Annotated in this window: 20 protein-coding genes; 11 read left to right on the top strand and 9 right to left on the bottom strand. The window is 60.9% G+C overall.

Annotated features, from left to right (window positions below; translation table 11 throughout):
• Positions 1–88: 88 nt before the first annotated feature.
• Together AC3WRD_RS27650 and mqo are read left to right on the top strand one after the other, a co-directional pair.
• Complete coding sequence (locus AC3WRD_RS27650) at positions 89–814, top strand: methyl-accepting chemotaxis protein (protein WP_371858303.1); 726 nt, start codon at positions 89–91, stop codon at positions 812–814.
• Positions 815–1305: 491 nt separating this feature from the next.
• Positions 1306–2952, top strand: a complete 1647-nt coding sequence (mqo, locus tag AC3WRD_RS27655) for a malate dehydrogenase (quinone) (RefSeq protein ID WP_096822874.1) — start codon at positions 1306–1308, stop codon at positions 2950–2952.
• Positions 2953–3019: 67 nt separating this feature from the next.
• On the opposite strand, the gene AC3WRD_RS27660 is transcribed toward mqo, so the two are convergent.
• Together AC3WRD_RS27660 and AC3WRD_RS27665 are read right to left on the bottom strand one after the other, a co-directional pair.
• A complete protein-coding gene (locus AC3WRD_RS27660; RefSeq protein ID WP_102619599.1) occupies positions 3020–3448 on the bottom strand; it encodes a nuclear transport factor 2 family protein in 429 nt (142 codons plus the stop codon).
• A gap of 348 nt (positions 3449–3796) precedes the next feature.
• The gene (locus tag AC3WRD_RS27665; RefSeq protein ID WP_256580594.1) at positions 3797–4510 is read right to left on the bottom strand and encodes a hypothetical protein; all 714 of its coding nucleotides are present in this window, start codon (positions 4508–4510) and stop codon (positions 3797–3799) included.
• A 14-nt stretch (positions 4511–4524) separates the two neighbouring features.
• Here AC3WRD_RS27665 and AC3WRD_RS27670 point away from each other — a divergent pair, with 14 nt between their 5' ends.
• From AC3WRD_RS27670 to AC3WRD_RS27680, 3 genes are all read left to right on the top strand, one after another.
• Positions 4525–4971, top strand: coding sequence for an NUDIX hydrolase (locus tag AC3WRD_RS27670; RefSeq protein WP_102619601.1), 447 nt, complete (start codon positions 4525–4527; stop codon positions 4969–4971).
• A gap of 94 nt (positions 4972–5065) precedes the next feature.
• Positions 5066–6277 (top strand): helix-turn-helix domain-containing protein, encoded by a 1212-nt coding sequence (locus tag AC3WRD_RS27675; RefSeq protein ID WP_102619602.1) that lies wholly within the window; start codon positions 5066–5068, stop codon positions 6275–6277.
• 32 nt (positions 6278–6309) lie between these two features.
• Positions 6310–6942: a Vgb family protein gene (locus AC3WRD_RS27680; protein ID WP_096822869.1), complete on the top strand. Its 633-nt coding sequence runs from the start codon at positions 6310–6312 to the stop codon at positions 6940–6942.
• Between the two features lie 5 nt (positions 6943–6947).
• On the opposite strand, the gene AC3WRD_RS27685 is transcribed toward AC3WRD_RS27680, so the two are convergent.
• Together AC3WRD_RS27685 and AC3WRD_RS27690 are read right to left on the bottom strand one after the other, a co-directional pair.
• Positions 6948–7814, bottom strand: a complete 867-nt coding sequence (locus tag AC3WRD_RS27685) for a CAP domain-containing protein (RefSeq protein WP_102619603.1) — start codon at positions 7812–7814, stop codon at positions 6948–6950.
• Positions 7815–7954: 140 nt separating this feature from the next.
• Positions 7955–8725 carry an alpha/beta hydrolase gene (locus AC3WRD_RS27690; RefSeq protein ID WP_102619604.1) on the bottom strand — a complete coding sequence of 257 codons (771 nt, stop codon included), beginning with the start codon at positions 8723–8725 and terminating at the stop codon, positions 7955–7957.
• 112 nt (positions 8726–8837) lie between these two features.
• Here AC3WRD_RS27690 and AC3WRD_RS27695 point away from each other — a divergent pair, with 112 nt between their 5' ends.
• From AC3WRD_RS27695 to AC3WRD_RS27705, 3 genes are all read left to right on the top strand, one after another.
• Complete coding sequence (locus tag AC3WRD_RS27695; RefSeq protein WP_173861329.1) at positions 8838–9782, top strand: aldo/keto reductase; 945 nt, start codon at positions 8838–8840, stop codon at positions 9780–9782.
• 167 nt (positions 9783–9949) lie between these two features.
• Complete coding sequence (locus AC3WRD_RS27700; RefSeq protein WP_096822865.1) at positions 9950–10156, top strand: hypothetical protein; 207 nt, start codon at positions 9950–9952, stop codon at positions 10154–10156.
• A 94-nt stretch (positions 10157–10250) separates the two neighbouring features.
• A complete protein-coding gene (locus AC3WRD_RS27705) occupies positions 10251–11312 on the top strand; it encodes a hypothetical protein (protein WP_255261974.1) in 1062 nt (353 codons plus the stop codon).
• 94 nt (positions 11313–11406) lie between these two features.
• On the opposite strand, the gene AC3WRD_RS27710 is transcribed toward AC3WRD_RS27705, so the two are convergent.
• Positions 11407–11679 carry a hypothetical protein gene (locus tag AC3WRD_RS27710; RefSeq protein WP_096822863.1) on the bottom strand — a complete coding sequence of 91 codons (273 nt, stop codon included), beginning with the start codon at positions 11677–11679 and terminating at the stop codon, positions 11407–11409.
• A 230-nt stretch (positions 11680–11909) separates the two neighbouring features.
• Between AC3WRD_RS27710 and AC3WRD_RS27715 the strand changes: the two genes are divergently transcribed.
• The gene (locus AC3WRD_RS27715; protein ID WP_096822862.1) at positions 11910–12974 is read left to right on the top strand and encodes a hypothetical protein; all 1065 of its coding nucleotides are present in this window, start codon (positions 11910–11912) and stop codon (positions 12972–12974) included.
• An 18-nt stretch (positions 12975–12992) separates the two neighbouring features.
• Entirely contained in the window at positions 12993–13346 is a 354-nt protein-coding gene (locus AC3WRD_RS27720; protein ID WP_102619606.1) for a DUF1428 domain-containing protein, read from the top strand.
• A gap of 15 nt (positions 13347–13361) precedes the next feature.
• On the opposite strand, the gene AC3WRD_RS27725 is transcribed toward AC3WRD_RS27720, so the two are convergent.
• Positions 13362–13556, bottom strand: coding sequence for a hypothetical protein (locus AC3WRD_RS27725; protein ID WP_096822860.1), 195 nt, complete (start codon positions 13554–13556; stop codon positions 13362–13364).
• Between the two features lie 107 nt (positions 13557–13663).
• Here AC3WRD_RS27725 and thpR point away from each other — a divergent pair, with 107 nt between their 5' ends.
• Complete coding sequence (gene thpR / locus AC3WRD_RS27730; protein ID WP_102619607.1) at positions 13664–14203, top strand: RNA 2',3'-cyclic phosphodiesterase; 540 nt, start codon at positions 13664–13666, stop codon at positions 14201–14203.
• 252 nt (positions 14204–14455) lie between these two features.
• On the opposite strand, the gene AC3WRD_RS27735 is transcribed toward thpR, so the two are convergent.
• The 3 genes from AC3WRD_RS27735 to AC3WRD_RS27745 form a co-directional block, all read right to left on the bottom strand.
• The gene (locus AC3WRD_RS27735; RefSeq protein ID WP_096822858.1) at positions 14456–15553 is read right to left on the bottom strand and encodes a polyamine ABC transporter substrate-binding protein; all 1098 of its coding nucleotides are present in this window, start codon (positions 15551–15553) and stop codon (positions 14456–14458) included.
• A 69-nt stretch (positions 15554–15622) separates the two neighbouring features.
• The gene (locus AC3WRD_RS27740; RefSeq protein ID WP_011333555.1) at positions 15623–16507 is read right to left on the bottom strand and encodes an ABC transporter permease subunit; all 885 of its coding nucleotides are present in this window, start codon (positions 16505–16507) and stop codon (positions 15623–15625) included.
• On the bottom strand, positions 16504–17268 hold a 765-nt coding region (locus AC3WRD_RS27745; RefSeq protein ID WP_102650870.1), incomplete at its 5' end, for an ABC transporter permease subunit. The genes AC3WRD_RS27740 and AC3WRD_RS27745, both read right to left, overlap by 4 nt.

Consider the following 17268-nt stretch of genomic DNA (forward strand, 5'->3'; position numbering starts at 1 on the left):
CGGCGTCAGCGGCATGAGCGAGCAACTGAGCCACGGCTGCCATCAGGTGGCCGACAGCAGCCAGCAGCAAAGTACCGCCGCCGGCACCATGGCCGCCGCCGCCAGCCAGATGACCGCCAGCATCGAGGAGATCACCCGCCACGCCGAACGGGCGCTGAACATGGCCAGTCAGGCCGAGTCACTGGCGAAAAACGGCGGTCAGGTGATCCATCAGGTGGTCAGCGACATGGACGACATCGCCCGTTCCGCCCAGCAATCGGCGCAGGTGATCCGCACGCTGGATCAGGAGTCCGAAGGCATCTTCAACATCATTCAGGTGATCAAGAGCATCGCCGACCAGACCAACCTGCTGGCGCTCAACGCGGCCATCGAAGCAGCCCGGGCGGGTGAACAGGGCAGGGGGTTTGCAGTGGTCGCCGATGAAGTGCGCAGCCTGGCCGCCCGCACCAGCGCTTCAACCCAGGAAATCGCCGCGATGGTCGCCCGCATCCAGAACAGCACGCGCGAAGCGGTCAGCAGCATGGAAGCAGGTGTGGCTCAGGTCGACAAGGGCATGGCGGTCACCGCCGACGTCGAACGCGCCATCCGCGAAATCCTCGAAGCTACCCTGAACACTACGCAACTGGTCAACGACATCACCCGCACCATCGGCGAACAGAGCCAGGCCAGCAACGAAATTGCCCATCAGGTTGAGATGATCGCGGGCATGTCGGAAGGCAATAGCAAAGTGATCGGCGAGACGGCGAATACGACAGATGAGTTGTCGAGCCTGGCGGGTAGGCTGGCGCAGTCGGTGGATCGGTTTCGGTTGTGAAGGTTTCTGGAGAGCGCAGTCGGGCGGTGCCGGGAACCCTATTTGTAACAAGGGAGCGTCAGGATTCTGGATTGGAAGGGGCGGTCAAACGGCTGAAAGGCTCAGGCCAGAGCCGCTGATGGGGGTCATGTTCGGCCGCTGGCAGCCGATAAGTCCTTGAACGGATAAAGACTATCGAGTCGGGAACAGACGCGCGGGTTTGTCCTGACGTGATATTCTTCGCCCCACTTGGTTTGACCTAATTCAGTCTGGCGCGCTTTTCGGCGGGCCGACCGAACCCCTGTCGCTCAAGTAGCTGAAGCCAATAATGATAAGAAGTCAGTTCAGAAGGGACATATAACTGAGGTCGACGCAGCCTGTCGGCCTTGTGTGCCCACCCGTCAAAATTGAAGTGTGCCGGAACCCGCGACGCTGGCCTGAGTGTCGCGAACAAGGGGAACTCATACGTACAACAGCGGCGGGCGGAAGGCGTTTTATCATAGGTGCAACAGATGTTTAAAAAAGTGAACACAGCCTTGCTGGGGCTGGCTTTGGCGATGGGGATGTCGTCTGCCAATGCCGAAGAAGCAAAGAAAGTCGACGTTCTGCTGATCGGCGGCGGCATCATGAGCACCACCCTGGGTGTGTGGATCAATGAGCTGGAACCGACCTGGTCGATGGAAATGGTCGAGCGCCTCGACGGCGTTGCCCTGGAGAGCTCCAACGGCTGGAACAACGCCGGTACTGGTCACTCCGCACTGGCCGAACTGAACTACACCCCGGAAGACGAGAACGGCAAAGTGTCGATCCCGAAAGCCGTCGAGATCAACGAAGCGTTCCAGGTCTCGCGTCAGTTCTGGGCCTGGCAGGTTCAGCAGGGCGTCCTGAAGGACCCTCGCTCGTTCATCAACACCACTCCGCACATGAGCTTCGTGTGGGGCGATGACAACATCAAGTTCCTGAAAAAGCGCTACGAAGCCCTGCAAGCGAGCCCGCTGTTCGCCGGCATGCAGTACTCCGAAGACCCGGCTGTGATCAAGAAGTGGGTACCGCTGATGATGGAAGGGCGTGACCCGAACCAGAAAATCGCGGCCACCTGGAGCCCGTTGGGTACCGACATGAACTTCGGCGAAATCACCCGCCAGTTCGCCGGTTACCTGCAGACCAAGCCTAACTTCAGCATGAAGCTGTCGAGCGAAGTACAGGACATCACCAAGAACGCCGATGGCACCTGGCGCGTCAGCTACAAGAACCTGAAAGACGGCACCAAGACTGAAACCGACGCCAAGTTCGTGTTCATCGGCGCCGGCGGCGGTGCTCTGCACCTGCTGCAGAAGTCCGGTATCGAAGAAGCCAAGGAATACGCTGGCTTCCCGGTAGGCGGCTCGTTCCTGGTGACCGATAACCCGGCCATCGCCGAGCAGCACCTGGCCAAGGCCTACGGTAAGGCTTCGGTTGGCGCGCCTCCGATGTCCGTTCCGCACCTGGACACCCGTGTCCTGGACGGCAAGCGCGTCATCCTGTTTGGCCCGTTCGCAACCTTCAGCACCAAGTTCCTGAAGGAAGGTTCGTACCTGGACCTGCTGACCAGCACCACCACCCACAACATCTGGCCTATGACCAAGGTCGGCATCAAGGAATACCCGCTGGTCGAGTACCTGGCCGGTCAATTGATGCTGTCGGATGAAGACCGTCTGAACGCGCTGAAGGAATACTTCCCGAACGCCAAAGCCGAAGACTGGCGCCTGTGGCAAGCCGGCCAACGCGTGCAAATCATCAAGCGTGATGAAGCCGCTGGCGGCGTGCTGAAACTGGGCACCGAAATCGTTGCTTCGAAAGACGGCTCCATCGCCGGTCTGCTGGGCGCATCGCCAGGCGCATCGACCGCTGCACCGATCATGCTGAGCGTGCTGCAGAAAGTCTTCAAAGACAAAGTCGCTACCCCTGAGTGGCAAGCCAAACTGCACCAGATCGTTCCAAGCTACGGCACCCAGCTGAACAACGATCCAGCCAAAGTGGCTGAAGAGTGGGCCTACACCGCCAAGATCCTGCAACTGCCAACCCCACCGGTGATTGGCCAGGCTGCAGCTCCGGCGGCAGAAGCGGCTGACAAGGCTAAAGCTCCGAAAGAAAACGCTGCACGTGACATGGCTCTGTAATTCAGACGCCTGACACACAAAGCCCACTGAACCGGCGACGGTCAGTGGGCTTTTTTGTGTCCGGGTTTCAGGCCTTGGCAGCGGCCAGATAGACCCCCAACCGACGCCCCATTTCCTCACCCAACGCCTGCAACCCACTCAACGGCCGCACCATCACCTCGAACTCGACAATCTTCCCCTGTTCATCGAAGCGGATCATGTCGATGCCCTTGAGCTCTTTCGCCCCAACCTTGGCACTGAATTCCAGCACCACATTCAAACCATCAGCCGTCGCCAGTTCACGGTGGTATTTGAAGTCTTCAAACACTTCGAACACGGTGTTCAGGATCATCGCGACCACCGGCGCGCCGGGGTAGGGTGTGTGGGCCATCGGCGAACGGAATACGGCTTTGGGGTCGAGCAGGTCGGGCAGGGCTTTCAAGTTGCCGGTACGGATCATCTCGTGCCAGCGGTTCAGGGATTCGGCGGCGTTGGGGTGCAGGTTCAGCTCGGACATGGTTTCACTCCTGTATTTTTTGTTGTTCTTTGCGCGGCGCCCATGACTCTAGATCAAAGCGGCGTAATGGAAACCTTCTGTACCGGTCTGAATGTCGACACATGAGTGGGCCAAATCCATCTGATCCGCTTTTTCCTGTTGAATCTGCATCTGTAACCGTCTCAGCCATAGGCCCAAAATACCCTTGCCGTTCGGCCACACGCGACGAGCTTCATTCCGAAGCGCCCGGTGCGCCGGACATTCAGTATTCAGGAGGCCTTCATGGCTAAGATGGCGTTTTTCCTCGGCGGCTTTCTCGTGTTGACCATCATGATCGGCGTTCTGGCCACGATTTCTCCGGTCTGACGATCAGCAGTTGAGTACCGGCATGTAACGTTCTTCATGCTTTTTGAAATGGATCGGCGCTGTCGGGATTTTCTCTCCGTTCAGGAAGAGCTCCGGCAGCGTCAGGATGAAATCGTCCATTTCGCCGCTGCCCAGGGGTGTTCCGGGGGAATATAGATCCAGCTCTTTTTCACGCGGGTCGAAACCGGTTTTCAAGCGTTCGATGCTGACCTGGTACGACTTGCCATTGGCCAGTTGCACGGTGGCCATCGGCGAAGCCGCGCTGATCCACAGGGCCGGTTCCGGCGTGCTGTAGGCGGTTTTCCACTGTTCCGGTGTATTCAGGTTACGCATGTACGGGGGCGTATAAAGATACGCGTACAGGCGCACTTCGGTATCGGTGCTGTGATGATAATCAGGCCTGGTCGGCGTCCCCGGCAGCGCTGCATAGACCAACAGATGCACCCAATCGAGCTCTTCTGACGTGGTCGTGTAGCTCATTGCCTGGTGGGGGCCGGGGCACGTTCTGATCAGCAACGCGTTCTGACCGACAGTCGATTGCGGATTCAGGTAAGGGCCCGAGCTACAGGCCGAGAGCAGGGGTAGAAGCAGATAGCAGGCTAGACGTTTCAAATAATCGACTCCGTGATTGGCTGTATTCCCTTTCAAACCACCGCAGATTACCTGAAGCAGCGCCTCTGTTGCGTGTGATCTAATGCCGGGCTTTTCATCCAGCAAACGGACTTCACCCCATGGCCGAACCGCGTATCCGCGCACTTGCACTGTGTGTCTTTCAGCACAACGGCAAAATTCTGGTTAACCGCTTCCACGACCCGGTCGCAGACCAAACCTTCTACCGTCCCATCGGCGGTGGCATCGAGTTTGGCGAAACCAGTCGCGAGGCCATCGTGCGTGAAGTGCAGGAAGAGTTGGGCCTTTCAATGAAAGACCTGCGCCTGCTCGGCACACTTGAAAGCCTCTTCGTCTACAACGGCAAACCGGGGCATGAGATGGTTCAGGTGTATGACGCCCGCTTTGACGACGAGCAGGTCTACGAGCAATTGCAGATCGTCGGTCACGAAAGCGACGGCGCCCCGTTCACCGCCAGTTGGCAGGACAACTCAAGTTTCACTGAGCAATCACCGCTGGTGCCCGTCGGTTTGCAGGCGTTGCTCAAGAACGCCGCCATCCTCGACTGAGCACGCAGTCACGCGATCACCCAGACAAAACCGCATTCGGTATTAGACTCCACCCACGATCTGATACCGGAAACCATGACATGCCGGACTCCCCATGGACTCGCTGATCAACGCTGCCGGTCGCGCACTGGCGGCGGGTGATCCGTTGGCGGCGCTGAATTTTGTGGCGCTGCGCGAAGACCCTCCGGCCCTGGCCCTGCGTGGGATCGCTATGGCGCAGCTCGGCGATTTGGCGCGGGCCAAGGCATTGCTGCAGCGGGCGGTGAAAGCATTCGGCGCCAACGAGCCGTTGTCTCGGGCGCGCTGCGTGGTGGCCGAGGCCGAAGTGGCACTGGCGGCGCGGGATCTGGGCTGGCCGGTGAAGGCGCTGGAGGCGGCACGGCGGGCCTTGCACGATCACGGCGACTGGCTCAACGCGGCGCACGCGCGCTATCTGCAGATTCGTCGGTTGCTGCTGATCGGGCAGTTGGACGACGCAGATGTGCTGCTCGCTGGACTCGATCCAGCACCGTTGCCGCCAGCCCTGCGCGCCGTTCATGAACTGATGGCTGCCGGGATCGCGTTGCGCCGGGTGCAGGCGCACAAGGCGCAAATGGCGTTGGAACGTGCGCAACGGGCGGCTCAGTCGGCTGCCATTCCGGCATTGTCGGCGGAGATCGAGCACGCTCGGCAAATCCTCGAAGCGCCCGCTGCCCGATTGATCGTTGCGGGTCAGGTGCAAGCGGTGACATTGGCGCAGGTTGAAGCGTTGTTTGCCTCGCCGACGCTGGTGGTCGATGCCTGTCGCTATAACGTTCGCGGTGCAGGAATGACGGTGGCGCTGGCCACGCGGCCGGTGCTGTTTCGCCTCGTTCGGCTGCTCGCTGAAGCCTGGCCCGGGGATGTACCCCGAGAGACACTGGTCGCCAAAGCCTTTCGATTGAAACTCGATGATGAATCCCACCGCGCCCGTTTGCGGGTCGAGATCGGCCGGTTGCGTGCAGCGCTGCAACCGCTGGCCGGAATCACGGCGACTTCCCGTGGCTATGCGCTGGTTGCGCAAGACGTGGCGCTGCTGACGTTACCGCTCGAAGACAAACACGCCGCACTGCTGGCCCTGCTCGCCGACGGCGAGGCGTGGTCGAGCTCGGCACTTGCGCTCGCGCTGGGTAGCAGCCAGCGTCAGATACAACGGGCACTGGAAACGTTGGCGGCGCAAGACAAGGTCCAGGCATTCGGTGTCGGCCGTGCGCGGCGATGGCTGACCCCGCCCGTGCCGGGTTTCGCGACGATCTTGTTACTCCCGGTGTCGTTGGGCAATGGCTAGGCTGGACTCACCCACTCAACGAGGAAGCCAGCATGAAACACGCAAACGCAGAAATCCTTCGTGAATACGGCCCGTTCGACGGCATCGACGGTGTCCACGGCGTGACCTTCGACGGTCGGCAAGTCTGGTTCGCCAGTGACGGCCAGCTCAATGCGCTGGACCCGGCCAGCGGCGAAACCGTGCGCACGATCAAGGTCGGTGCCGATGGCGGGACCGCGTTCGACGGCAAGCACCTGTTTCAGATTGCCGACCGCCGAATCCACAAGATCGACCCGGCCACCGGGCGTGTGCTCCACACCATTCCGGCCCCCGGCGACGGCGGCGATTCGGGCATGGCCTGGGCCGAGGGCACGTTGTGGGTGGGGCAGTATCGCGATCGCAAGATTCATCAGATCGATCCGGAAACCGGGAAAATCCTCCGCACCCTCGAATCAAACCGTTTTGTCACCGGCGTGACCTGGGTCGACGGTGCGCTGTGGCATGGCACCTGGGAAGGCGAAGAAAGCGAGATCCGGCGGATCGATCCAGGCAGCGGCGAGGTTCTGGAAAGCCTGACGTTGCCCGCCGGGATCGGCGTCTCCGGACTGGAGGCCGATGGCGGGGATCGCTTCTACTGCGGTGGCGGCAACAGCAGCAAGGTGCGGGCAGTGCGTCGGCCGAAGTGAGGCGCTCAAGGCGCCCCGAACAGCATCGTCCAGTACACACCGTTATCGCTGCGGGCCTCACTGGCAAAACCGGCGCCGACCTGGGTGAACATCGGGTTCATCAGGTTGGCGCAATGTCCGGGGCTGGCCAGCCAGCCGGCCATGGCCTTGCTCGGAGAACTCTGCCCGGCAGCGATGTTTTCGCCGATCTGCCGGCCACGGTAGCCGGCAGATCGGGCGCGGTCGGCTGGCATGTCGCCATCCGGGTCCTGGTGAGCGAAGTAGTTGCCGTAGGCCATGGCCTTGCTGTGACCCTGGGCGGCGGCGCCGAGGGCCGGGTTCCAGCTCAAGGGCCGGGCGGCGGCAAAGCGCTGGCGACCGCACATCCGGGGTCGGGCGCGGGCGGCGTTGACCTCGGCCAGCAAGGCTTTGCCGACACTGCGGTTGTCGCCCATGTGGCTGTCGATCACCGGACGTGCCAGTACCACTTGCCATTCACTGCGAGCGCGGCTGATGCCGATGTCGGCGTACTGCGCATCCAGCAATGCGCCGCAATGTTCATTCTGCAATTGATCAAACGCCTCTTCGGCATCCTCGGCCCCGACGATCCGGATGCTGCGCACCGCGACCGCTGCATAACCGGAGGCCTTCAGTTGCTCGCGCATCCCGCCGCCGTAGCCATAGCCGATGGGCAACGCAATGTTCTGCTTCAGCGTCAGTGGCGCCAAGCGTTGTGCCGGACGCCGGTCGCAGCGTTGCGGATGGGCACGGAGGTCATTGATGGCGGCTGCCAGTTGCCGCTCTGCGCCAGCGTGGGCAGAGGGGGCGAGCAGGGGAGAAAGGATCAGCAGGCACAGCGAAACGAAGCGAGACGAACGGACGGCGTGGCGCATGGGACGCAAGGCTCTGAAAAAAGATAGCGCTGATAGGGAGTTAGCCGCGAAAGCGGCGCGAGTAGGACTGGCCTTTTTGCACTTGGTTCAGGAGGCGCCTCAGGCTTTCGCTGGTCGCCGACGAAGTGCGCAGGTGTCACTCACCGGTTCAACACATCCTTCATCCATTGCAGGTATTGCGGCCGTTCAGATATCGAGTTGTGCGCCGAGTCCTTCACCACTTTGAGCATCGCCACCCCGTCGGGGAAGCTGTGCTGCAGGCGTTCGGTGCTGGCCCGTGAAACCACCTCGTCATCGCTGGCCGCCAGCAGCAGCGTCGGCACGCTGATGTGCGCCGCATATTTGCCGGACTCGTAACGATCCTTCAGCAACCACTTCACCGGCACCCACGGGTAATGCTGGACGGCGAGTTCAACGAGGCTGTTGTAAGGCGTGACCAGAATCAGTTGCGCCACCGGCCGCTGGCTGGCCAGCCGCACCGCAACGCCGGAACCGAGGCTGCGTCCAACCAGTGCAATCTGTGGATGCCGGGCATACACCTGATCGAACAGCGCCAGCGCATCTTCGGCGATCGCCGCTTCGGACGGGGAGCCGCCGCTGCCGCCAAACCCCCGATAGTGCAGCAGATACACCGCGTAGTCGGGAAACGCCTCGGCAAACGCCGGCAGATTGCGCGACACGTCTTCGGCATTGCCGCCGAAATAGATCAGCGCTTTCGCCCCGGAATGCTCACGAACACTGACGCGAATATCGGCGTCGGGCATCGCCAGCGTCATTCGCGATTCCGCCGTATCCATGGAACCCGACGGCGGGAAATAGATCAGCGAACGCTGAAAAACGAACAGCGCCGCGCACAGGATCAGGTACACGGAAACGATCAAGGCGACGAGCGACATCAGGATTCTGGACATTCGGCTAACTTTAACGGGGCGTGAGGGTGCTCAGTCGCAGTGTAGTTGAGCCTTCTCGAGTGACCGCCGCCGAACACAAGGCGCAACAGATCCATCAAGCAGAGACGCGAGCATGAGCCACACTGAGGGTTGTTCCCGCCGCCGCCTGCTCACGCTGGCTGCCGGGGTTTCGGCGGTTTTCACGTTTGACCGGGCGTTGGCCACCGCCACGTCGCCGAGCGCCTCAGGAGGCCAGACCATGCAGACCCGCGCCATTCCTTCCAGCTCCGAGCGGCTGCCCCTGGTCGGGCTGGGTACGTATCGCGGCTTCGATGTCGCGCCCGGCGATCCGGCCTACCGGCCCTTGGCGGCAGTGCTCGACGAGTTGTTCAGGAAGGGTGGCACGCTGATCGACAGCTCGCCGATGTATGGCCGCGCCGAAGAAACCACCGGCGAACTGCTGTCGATCCACGAACCGCGTTCACCGGCCTTCCTGGCGACCAAGGTGTGGACGCGCGGGCGCGAGGAGGGCATCGCGCAGATGGAAAATTCCTTCCGTCTGCTGCGCACCGAGCGCATCGACCTGATGCAGATCCACAACCTGCTGGACTGGCAGACGCATCTGCCGACCCTGCGTGAGTGGAAGGAGCAGGGCCGCATCCGTTACATCGGCATCACCCATTACACGCCCTCGGCGTACGAGGAAGTGGAAGCGGTACTGAAGGCCGAACAGCTCGACTTCCTGCAGATCAACTACGCCCTCGATGACCGGGGCGTGGAGAAACGCATCCTGCCGTTGTGCCGCGAGCGTGGAGTGGCGGTGATCTGCAATCGCCCGTTCGGCGGCGGCGAGCTGCTGGCACGGCTAAAGGGCAAACCGCTGCCGGGCTGGGTGTCGGATGTGCAGGTCAACAGCTGGCCGCAACTGGCGCTGAAGTTTTTGCTGTCGAACACGGCGGTCACCTCTGTGATTCCCGGCACCGGCAATCCGCGCTACATGGCCGACAACGCCGGCGCCGGGTTCGGGCCGATGTTGACCGATGCGCAGCGCCAGCAGTTGATTGCGCTGGTGGGTTAGCAGCGCTCGCGTCAGTCTTGCAGGTGGGGCGATGAACGGTCGCTGTCGCCCTGTGAATCATCGTTCGTTTCCCCGGTCGTATCTGCGGCTGCGCGCACCTCGCCATTTCGGTGTGGGCTGCGTTGACCGTTTCCGTCGTCAAGACCTTGGTTTTAGGGAAATTCTGAATGATGCGTGCAACAACGCTGCTGCTGACTGTTTCCGCCGCCGTATTGCTGGGCGGCTGTGTGGCGGACTTTGATGATGACTACCGACATGGCCGCCATTACGACCGTGATCATGGCCGTTACTACGATCATGATCGGCGTTGGGACGACCGCGATTACGATCGCCGCGACGGGCGTCGCTACCACCGTGACCGGGATGATGATTGATCAACGCTGGACAGGCAGGTTTTGACGGGATGGACGCAATAGTGGCTATTCAGTAGCATCGCGGCTTTTCCCGGCCTTTCCCTCAAGGATGAACATGCCAGTCACTTCGCTCCTTCGCCGTTCTTCGGCGCTTTTCGGCTTGATGGTGTCCCTCTCGGGGCTTGGTGGTTGTGCACTGACGGGGACCTATCAGGACGCCACCGGGCCAGACGCTGCCAAGATGCGTTTTGTGGCCAACACTGACAATGCCACCGTCAATTACTTCGACGCCGAGCATTGCGATGGCCTGACCACTGGCATCCTGAACAATTTATTTGTCAGAGACAGTCCGCGGCGGGTGGGCATGACCGTGGCGCCTCCGGAAAAGGCCCGTGGTTATCTTGAAGTGAAATTGCCGCCCGAAAAGGAAGTGTTCCTGCAGGTCAATACCCAGGTGGGCTATGGCGTGTGTGGCGCGGTATTCGGTTTCAGACCCGAGCGCGCAATGGAGTATGAACTCACCTTCGAACTCAAGGGCAACCAATGCTTGACCTTGATGCAGCGCCTGCAACGGGTTGATGGCAAGGATGTACGTACGCCCGTCACCATCAGGCGCGATGGATTTGCCGCTTGTGAGGGCCGCAGCCCGATCTTTCCGAAACCACCCGCGCTGCTGCCCGATACGCCGGAACGCACGGCGATGATGGATCGCATCATTGCTGGCAGTACGTTCGTCCGGATGACCTCCGACACGACCAGGGACAAGGTCGCGGGCAACTCGCCGGAAAAAATCGACTCACTGATCAGCGAGCGCAAGGCCAAGCTGGGCTTCAATCTGCCGGACGAATACTGGACGTTGTATCGCCAGAATCTTGAGGCGTTCGATCAGGATTTCGCCGCCAAGAAGACGCAGGTGATGCAACGCTCGACCGACGAATACCGCAAACGCCTGAGTAGCGCGGACGACAAGCAATTGAAGGCGTGGACAGGAACCGGCGAAGCCGCCAAACCCATGAACGCGGCGCCGGCGGAGCTGGAAAAAACCATGGTCATGTTCTATTTCCAGACCGACAGAGCGGTGACGGTCGAAACCATCAATCGCCACCTCGACCGCATGGCGAAAATGGAGCAGCAGTACGACGTCTGCTCGCGCTACGCCGATTGCTGGAAGCGTTGATAGTCCGTCTGCGCTGACAAAAAAAGCCCACTGAGCCTAATCGGCCAGTGGGCTTTTTCATGGCCGTTCCTCAAGGGAACAGCAGGTACAGCGATTAAAAATGAGCGTTCGCCCGGACGCTGGATCGCGCAGGCACGGAGGCCTCGATGTCCAGCAAATGGGTGGCGAGTATGTCGCTCAGAAAGCGGAACTGATCGTTGAGGCCCACCACTTCATTGCTGAAATGATTACTCGCGGCGGGCATCAGCAGATCTTCGAAATCTTCGTTGAACACCAGCGGCTGTGTCTTCAGCGACACCACGTGCTGGTCGTAATAGTTGTTGCCGAAGACCGGGAAACTCACGGCGAGGGTGACGGTATGACTCATGATGTGAACTCCTCGTGGTGTTTGTCTCGGATGGGTAAATCCTGCGCCAGACGCGTTTGATGCGGAAGGCAATCGTCGTAATGGTGAACATCGACGTCAGTGATGGTTGGGAAGAATGTTGAAATCGCCCGCCAGAATTGCAGCCCCCTACAACCGGACAAACGGCTGAAACCCGCACCTATACTCAAACCATTACCTCCAGATCTGATCCACAAAAGGACACCGCCACCGTGAACCTGCGTGCGCTGATCGTCGCCGCACTGATGTTGCTGGCCGGCTGCGCGACGACGGCGCGGGGCCCGGCGAGCGCGCCGCCGGTGGTGGTTTCACCGGCTACCTGGCAGCAGATCGACCGGGACATCGTTACGGCCTCCCGACAGTCCACCGAGCAGGTCAAGGTTTTCGCTCGCGGTTCAATGGAACATTGGCGCATTCGCGTCTATGAGCAAACTGAAGAAAAATTCATCCCGTGGTTCAGCAGCTACTGGACCCAGGAATGGCTGTCGATGAAGGTCAGTTGGTACACCATCAGCGCCGGCGGCGAGCAGGATGCTTCGTCCAAACGCCTGGCCGCCTATTTGCTGGAGCAGTATCAGGAGCGAGTCCTGGCGCCCGTCGCGGCAGAAATCGACCCGGACGCGATCCTCGGCCAGTCCACCGCGTTCTACGCGCAATTGATGGCGCAGCAGATGCCGGTCATCGCCCAGCGCTACGGCGTGCCGATTGCCCAGCTCAACGGGCACTTGCAGAAAATCCCCGCCATTGCCCTCGGCCCGCCGCCGGCCCGGGATGCCTCGCTGTATCAGATCGTCAGCACTGAACCGCTGAACACCTTGCCGGCCTACGCGGCGTTGATTGACAAGATCCACATCGAAGGGGGGGCCAAGGGCATCGCCTCGACCGACGCGGGCATGGCCCCGGTGGCCAAGCGTGCCAGCCAGCGCATGGAGGCGGAAATGGCCCCGCGTGGCGCCGCCAGCGCGGTGGCGGCGGCGGCCGGCAAACTCGTCGGCGGATTGATCTCGGCCGGTGTGGCAGGCATCCGCGCCATCCTCCAGGCCAGTGATCGTCCCGACAGCGAAGCGCTGATCCGCAGCAGTCTGGGCAACACCTTCGACAAGGCATGGCTGAAGCTGGTGCAGAACCCGACCACCGGCGTGATGGCCGGTACGCTGCACATGGCGGCGCAGGTCGAAGGCAATCTGGGCGGAGGTGATGAACCGTCGGTCGGCTTGGGCGCCACTCCTGTCGAATGGCGGCCGCCTGAGTCGACTACTCAGCAGATCGATCCCTAAACCCGCAGGAGAACGACCATGGCTTACATCGATGTTTTTGTCGCACCCGTGCCGAACGCCAATCGCGAACAGTACAAAAAACACTGCGAAATCGCCGAGAAACTGTTCAAGGAGTACGGCGCCCTGGAGGTGGTACAAGGCTGGGGCGATGATGTGCCGGACGGCAAGGTCACCTCATTCCCGATGGCGGTGAAACTCAAGGACGGCGAAACCGTGTCGGCCGGCTGGCTGGTCTGGCCAGACAAAGCCACCCGCGACGCCGGCATGGGAAAAATGATGGAAGACCCGCGCATGCAACCGGACGTCAATCCGATGCCGTTCGATGGGCAGCGGATGATCTTCGGTGGCTTCAAGAACATTCTTGAGTCTTGAGGCATATCTGCCGGATCACTCCGCCGACGGGGTGATCCGGCAGCCTTTGCGGTTGCGAATCTGCTCGTCCGTCGGCCGCTCGCGAACAAACTCGAAACGCGGCTCACCCTCGCTGTAATGCACCAGCCAGCCCCATTCCAGCTCGTTTTCATCCTGCCCCGGGTTCGGTGGTCGAGCCCACCAGGGTTCTTTACTGAGGATCTCGCGCATGACGCCCTCCGGTTGATGGCAATCGTTGAACTATAAACCCCACACCAAGAGTCGCCAGGAATGGCCGTGTAGAATCGACGGATCGACATCGACAAGGGAGCGGGGCCATGACGGATGACAAGCACGGCGAACAACCGTTCAAGCGGCTGTTCTTCGCCCTCGACTGCCCGCCGGCACAGCGCAAGGCGATTGCCCAGTGGCGCGGCGAACTGGGTTTGCGTACCGGTAAACCGGTGCCGGCAGACAATTTCCACCTGACGCTGCTGTTTCTCGGCGCGGTGCCGTTGGCGCAGATAGGAGAAGTCTGTGAGGCGGCGTCCAAAGTGAGTACGCCGGGCGAGGCGCTGAGGATTTCGCTGGATCGTTTGCAGGTCTGGCGCCGCGCCGGGGTGTTGTCGCTGGCCCCGGAGCAGGCACCGCAGGGATTGCTGCGACTGGTGTATGCATTGGAGCAGGCGATGTTGCCGTTTGGCTTTGAAGAGACGACGCGTGAGTATCGTCCGCACCTGACACTGGCCCGCGACTACCGCGCGCCGGAACCGGAGTCCGCCACGCCGCCGGAGTTCTTCCTGCGGGCCGAGCGCTTTGCATTGTTCGAATCCCACAAGGGCCGTTACCGCGCACTGGCCGATTGGCCGCTGATCTGAGCCCACAAAAAAAGGCGCCCGAGGGCGCCTGAATTCACCTGAACCGAGGAAGCCAGGTGAGGCCGTTCAGAGCAGGGGGCAGCGGTGGTAAGGCGCTGCGTGAACGGAAACTTTCAAGGCTGATCGCTGACTGTCTGATCGTTCCCACGCTCTGCGTGGGAATGCAGCCCGGGACGCTCCGCGTCCCAAAGCGGACGCAGAGCGTCCATTGAGGCATTCCCACGCGGAGCGTGGGAACGATCACGGTAAGGTTTATTTGCCGAGTTTTACGCGGGTCCAGCCCCGGGTCATGATCCGTTGTGTGGAAATCGGTTGATCCGGCACCGCATACAGCGTGGCCATCACTTCCTGCGACGGGTACGAGCCCGGGTCGTTGCGGATCGCTTCATCCACCAGGGGCGTCGCCGCCGAGTTGGCGTTGCTGTAACCGTTGCTGTTGGTGATCTCGGCGATGATGTCCGGACGCATCAGGAAGTCCATGAACAGGTAAGCGTTCTCGACGTTCGCCGCATCGCGTGGAATGGCGACCATGTCGTAGAAGCTGCCGGCACCTTCCTTCGGAATGCTGTAGTCGATCACTACGTTGTTGCCCGATTCCACCGCGCGGGCCTTGGCCTGCAGCACGTCGCCCGAGTAACCGACGGCGACGCAGATGTTGCCGTTGGCCAGGTCCGAAATGTATTTCGAAGAGTGGAAGTACGCCACGTTCGGGCGAATCTTCATGAACAGCGCCTCGGCTTCCTTGATGTGCGCGGTGTCCTTGTCATTCACCGGATAGCCCAGATAGTGCAGGGCAGCCGGGATCATTTCGGTCGGTGAATCGAGGAAACTGATGCCACAAGCCTTCAGTTTCTCGGCGTTCTCCGGTTTGAATAGCAGGTCCCAGGAGTTGGTCGGCGCGTTCTTGCCGAGCACTTCCTTGACCTTGGCCGGGTTGAAGCCGATGCCGATCGAGCCCCACATGTACGGGAACGCGTGGGCGTTGTCCGGATCACTGGCGGAGGCGTTTTTCAGCAGCACCGGGTTGAGGTTTTTCCAGTTTGGCAGCTTCGATTTGTCCAGGGTCTGATAGACCCCGGCCTTGATCTGCTTGGCCAGGAAACTGTTGGACGGCACCACGATGTCGTAGCCGGATTTCCCTGCGAGCAGGCGTGCCTCGAGGGTTTCATTGCTGTCGAACACGTCGTAGGTCACGCGGATGCCGGTCTCGTCCTCGAACTTCTTGACGGTGTCCGGGGCGATGTAATCCGACCAGTTGTAAACGCGCAGCACCTTGTCGTTGGCCTGGGCGCCCGTGGCGATTGCGCCCAATAAGGACAGTGTCAGCAGAGTCCTGCCAAACATTTTCATCGGTGAAACTCCATTCTTTTTATTCAAAAGCTTTTAAGCAAAAGCGCAAAGCCGTAAAACGCGACGGCCCTAGGCCGTCGCTGCCACTCGTTGAGGTTGCGGTTGCTGCCACGATTCGTTGGCGGTCTGATCCATGGCTTCCTGAATCGCCCGCTTGCGGTTGGCTTCTGCCTTGCGGCCGAAGTACCAGACCAGGAAGGTCACCAGCGACACCGCCAGCAGAATCAGGCTGGCCACGGCGTTGATCTCGGGTTTCACGCCCAGACGCACGGCCGAGAACACTTCCATTGGCAGGGTGGTGGAACCAGGCCCGGAGACGAAGCTCGCCAACACCAGGTCATCCAGCGACAGGGCGAACGACATCATGCCGCCCGCCGCCAGCGACGGCGCGATCATCGGGATGGTGATCAGGAAAAACACCTTGAACGGTTTCGCGCCCAGATCCATCGCCGCTTCTTCGATCGACAGGTCCAGTTCACGCAAGCGGGCGGAGACTACCACCGCCACATAAGCGGCACAAAACGTGGTGTGGGCGATCCAGATCGTGACGATGCCACGCTCCTGCGGCCAGCCGATCAGTTGCGCCATCGCCACGAACAGCAGCAACAGCGACAGACCGGTGATCACCTCAGGCATGACCAGCGGCGCGGTCACCAGACCACCGAATAGCGTACGACCCTTGAAGCGTGTCACGCGGGTCAGCACGAAAGCGGCGAGGGTGCCCAGCGCCACGGCGGCGATCGCGGTGTAGCAGGCGATTTCCAGCGAGCGCACCACCGAGCCCATCAGTTGGGTGTTGTCGAGCAGGCCGACGTACCACTTCACCGACCAGCCACCCCAGACCGTCACCAGTTTCGAGGCGTTGAACGAGTAGATCACCAGAATCAGCATCGGCAGATAGATAAACATCAGGCCGAAGATCAGCATGAACTTTGAAAATCCGAAGCGTTTCATCCCCGTGCCTCCATCTCTTTGGCCTGGCTGCGGTTGAACAGCAGAATCGGCACAATCAGGATCAACAGCATCACCACCGCCAGGGCGGACGCCACCGGCCAGTCGCGGTTATTGAAGAACTCTTGCCACAGCACGCGACCGATCATCAGGGTTTCCGGGCCACCCAGCAGTTCCGGGATCACGAACTCGCCCACCACCGGAATGAACACCAGCATGCAGCCGGCGATGATGCCGTTCTTGGCCAGCGGCACGGTGATTTTCCAGAAGTTGTTGAAGTTGCTCGAGCCCAGATCCTGCGCGGCTTCCAGCAGGCTGCCGTCGTGCTTCACCAGGTTGGCGTAGAGCGGCAGCACCATGAACGGCAGGTACGCGTAAACCACACCGATATACACGGCCGTGTTGGTGTTGAGGATCTCGATCGGGTGATCGGTGAGCCCGGTCCACATCAAAAATGCGTTGAGCAGACCGTTGTTGCTCAGAATGCCCATCCACGCGTAAACGCGGATCAGGATCGCGGTCCAGGTCGGCATCATGATCAACAGCAGCAGGACGTTTTGCGCTTCCTTGCTGGCCTTGGTGATCGCGTAGGCCATCGGGAAACCGATCACCAGGCACATCAGCGTGCTCAGTGCCGCGACCTTCAGCGAACCGAGGTAGGCCGACAGGTACAGCTCGTCTTCGCCGAGCATGGTGTAGTTGCCGATGTTCAGGAACAGCTGGAATTTCTGTTCGGCGTAGGTGTAGATCTCGGTGTACGGCGG

Source organism: Pseudomonas sp. FW215-R2, from assembly GCF_058789255.1.

Coding starts and splice junctions, on each gene's coding strand:
- AC3WRD_RS27690 (WP_102619604.1), bottom strand. CDS start 8,725: ATGTCCAGAATCCTGATGTCGCTCGTCGCCTTGATCGTTTCCGTGTAC.
- mqo (WP_096822874.1), top strand. CDS start 1,306: ATGTTTAAAAAAGTGAACACAGCCTTGCTGGGGCTGGCTTTGGCGATG.
- AC3WRD_RS27685 (WP_102619603.1), bottom strand. CDS start 7,814: ATGCGCCACGCCGTCCGTTCGTCTCGCTTCGTTTCGCTGTGCCTGCTG.
- AC3WRD_RS27650 (WP_371858303.1), top strand. CDS start 89: ATGGCCGCCGCCGCCAGCCAGATGACCGCCAGCATCGAGGAGATCACC.
- AC3WRD_RS27740 (WP_011333555.1), bottom strand. CDS start 16,507: ATGAAACGCTTCGGATTTTCAAAGTTCATGCTGATCTTCGGCCTGATG.
- AC3WRD_RS27735 (WP_096822858.1), bottom strand. CDS start 15,553: ATGAAAATGTTTGGCAGGACTCTGCTGACACTGTCCTTATTGGGCGCA.
- thpR (WP_102619607.1), top strand. CDS start 13,664: ATGACGGATGACAAGCACGGCGAACAACCGTTCAAGCGGCTGTTCTTC.
- AC3WRD_RS27675 (WP_102619602.1), top strand. CDS start 5,066: ATGGACTCGCTGATCAACGCTGCCGGTCGCGCACTGGCGGCGGGTGAT.
- AC3WRD_RS27710 (WP_096822863.1), bottom strand. CDS start 11,679: ATGAGTCATACCGTCACCCTCGCCGTGAGTTTCCCGGTCTTCGGCAAC.
- AC3WRD_RS27700 (WP_096822865.1), top strand. CDS start 9,950: ATGATGCGTGCAACAACGCTGCTGCTGACTGTTTCCGCCGCCGTATTG.
- AC3WRD_RS27695 (WP_173861329.1), top strand. CDS start 8,838: ATGAGCCACACTGAGGGTTGTTCCCGCCGCCGCCTGCTCACGCTGGCT.
- AC3WRD_RS27705 (WP_255261974.1), top strand. CDS start 10,251: ATGCCAGTCACTTCGCTCCTTCGCCGTTCTTCGGCGCTTTTCGGCTTG.
- AC3WRD_RS27680 (WP_096822869.1), top strand. CDS start 6,310: ATGAAACACGCAAACGCAGAAATCCTTCGTGAATACGGCCCGTTCGAC.
- AC3WRD_RS27670 (WP_102619601.1), top strand. CDS start 4,525: ATGGCCGAACCGCGTATCCGCGCACTTGCACTGTGTGTCTTTCAGCAC.
- AC3WRD_RS27720 (WP_102619606.1), top strand. CDS start 12,993: ATGGCTTACATCGATGTTTTTGTCGCACCCGTGCCGAACGCCAATCGC.
- AC3WRD_RS27725 (WP_096822860.1), bottom strand. CDS start 13,556: ATGCGCGAGATCCTCAGTAAAGAACCCTGGTGGGCTCGACCACCGAAC.
- AC3WRD_RS27660 (WP_102619599.1), bottom strand. CDS start 3,448: ATGTCCGAGCTGAACCTGCACCCCAACGCCGCCGAATCCCTGAACCGC.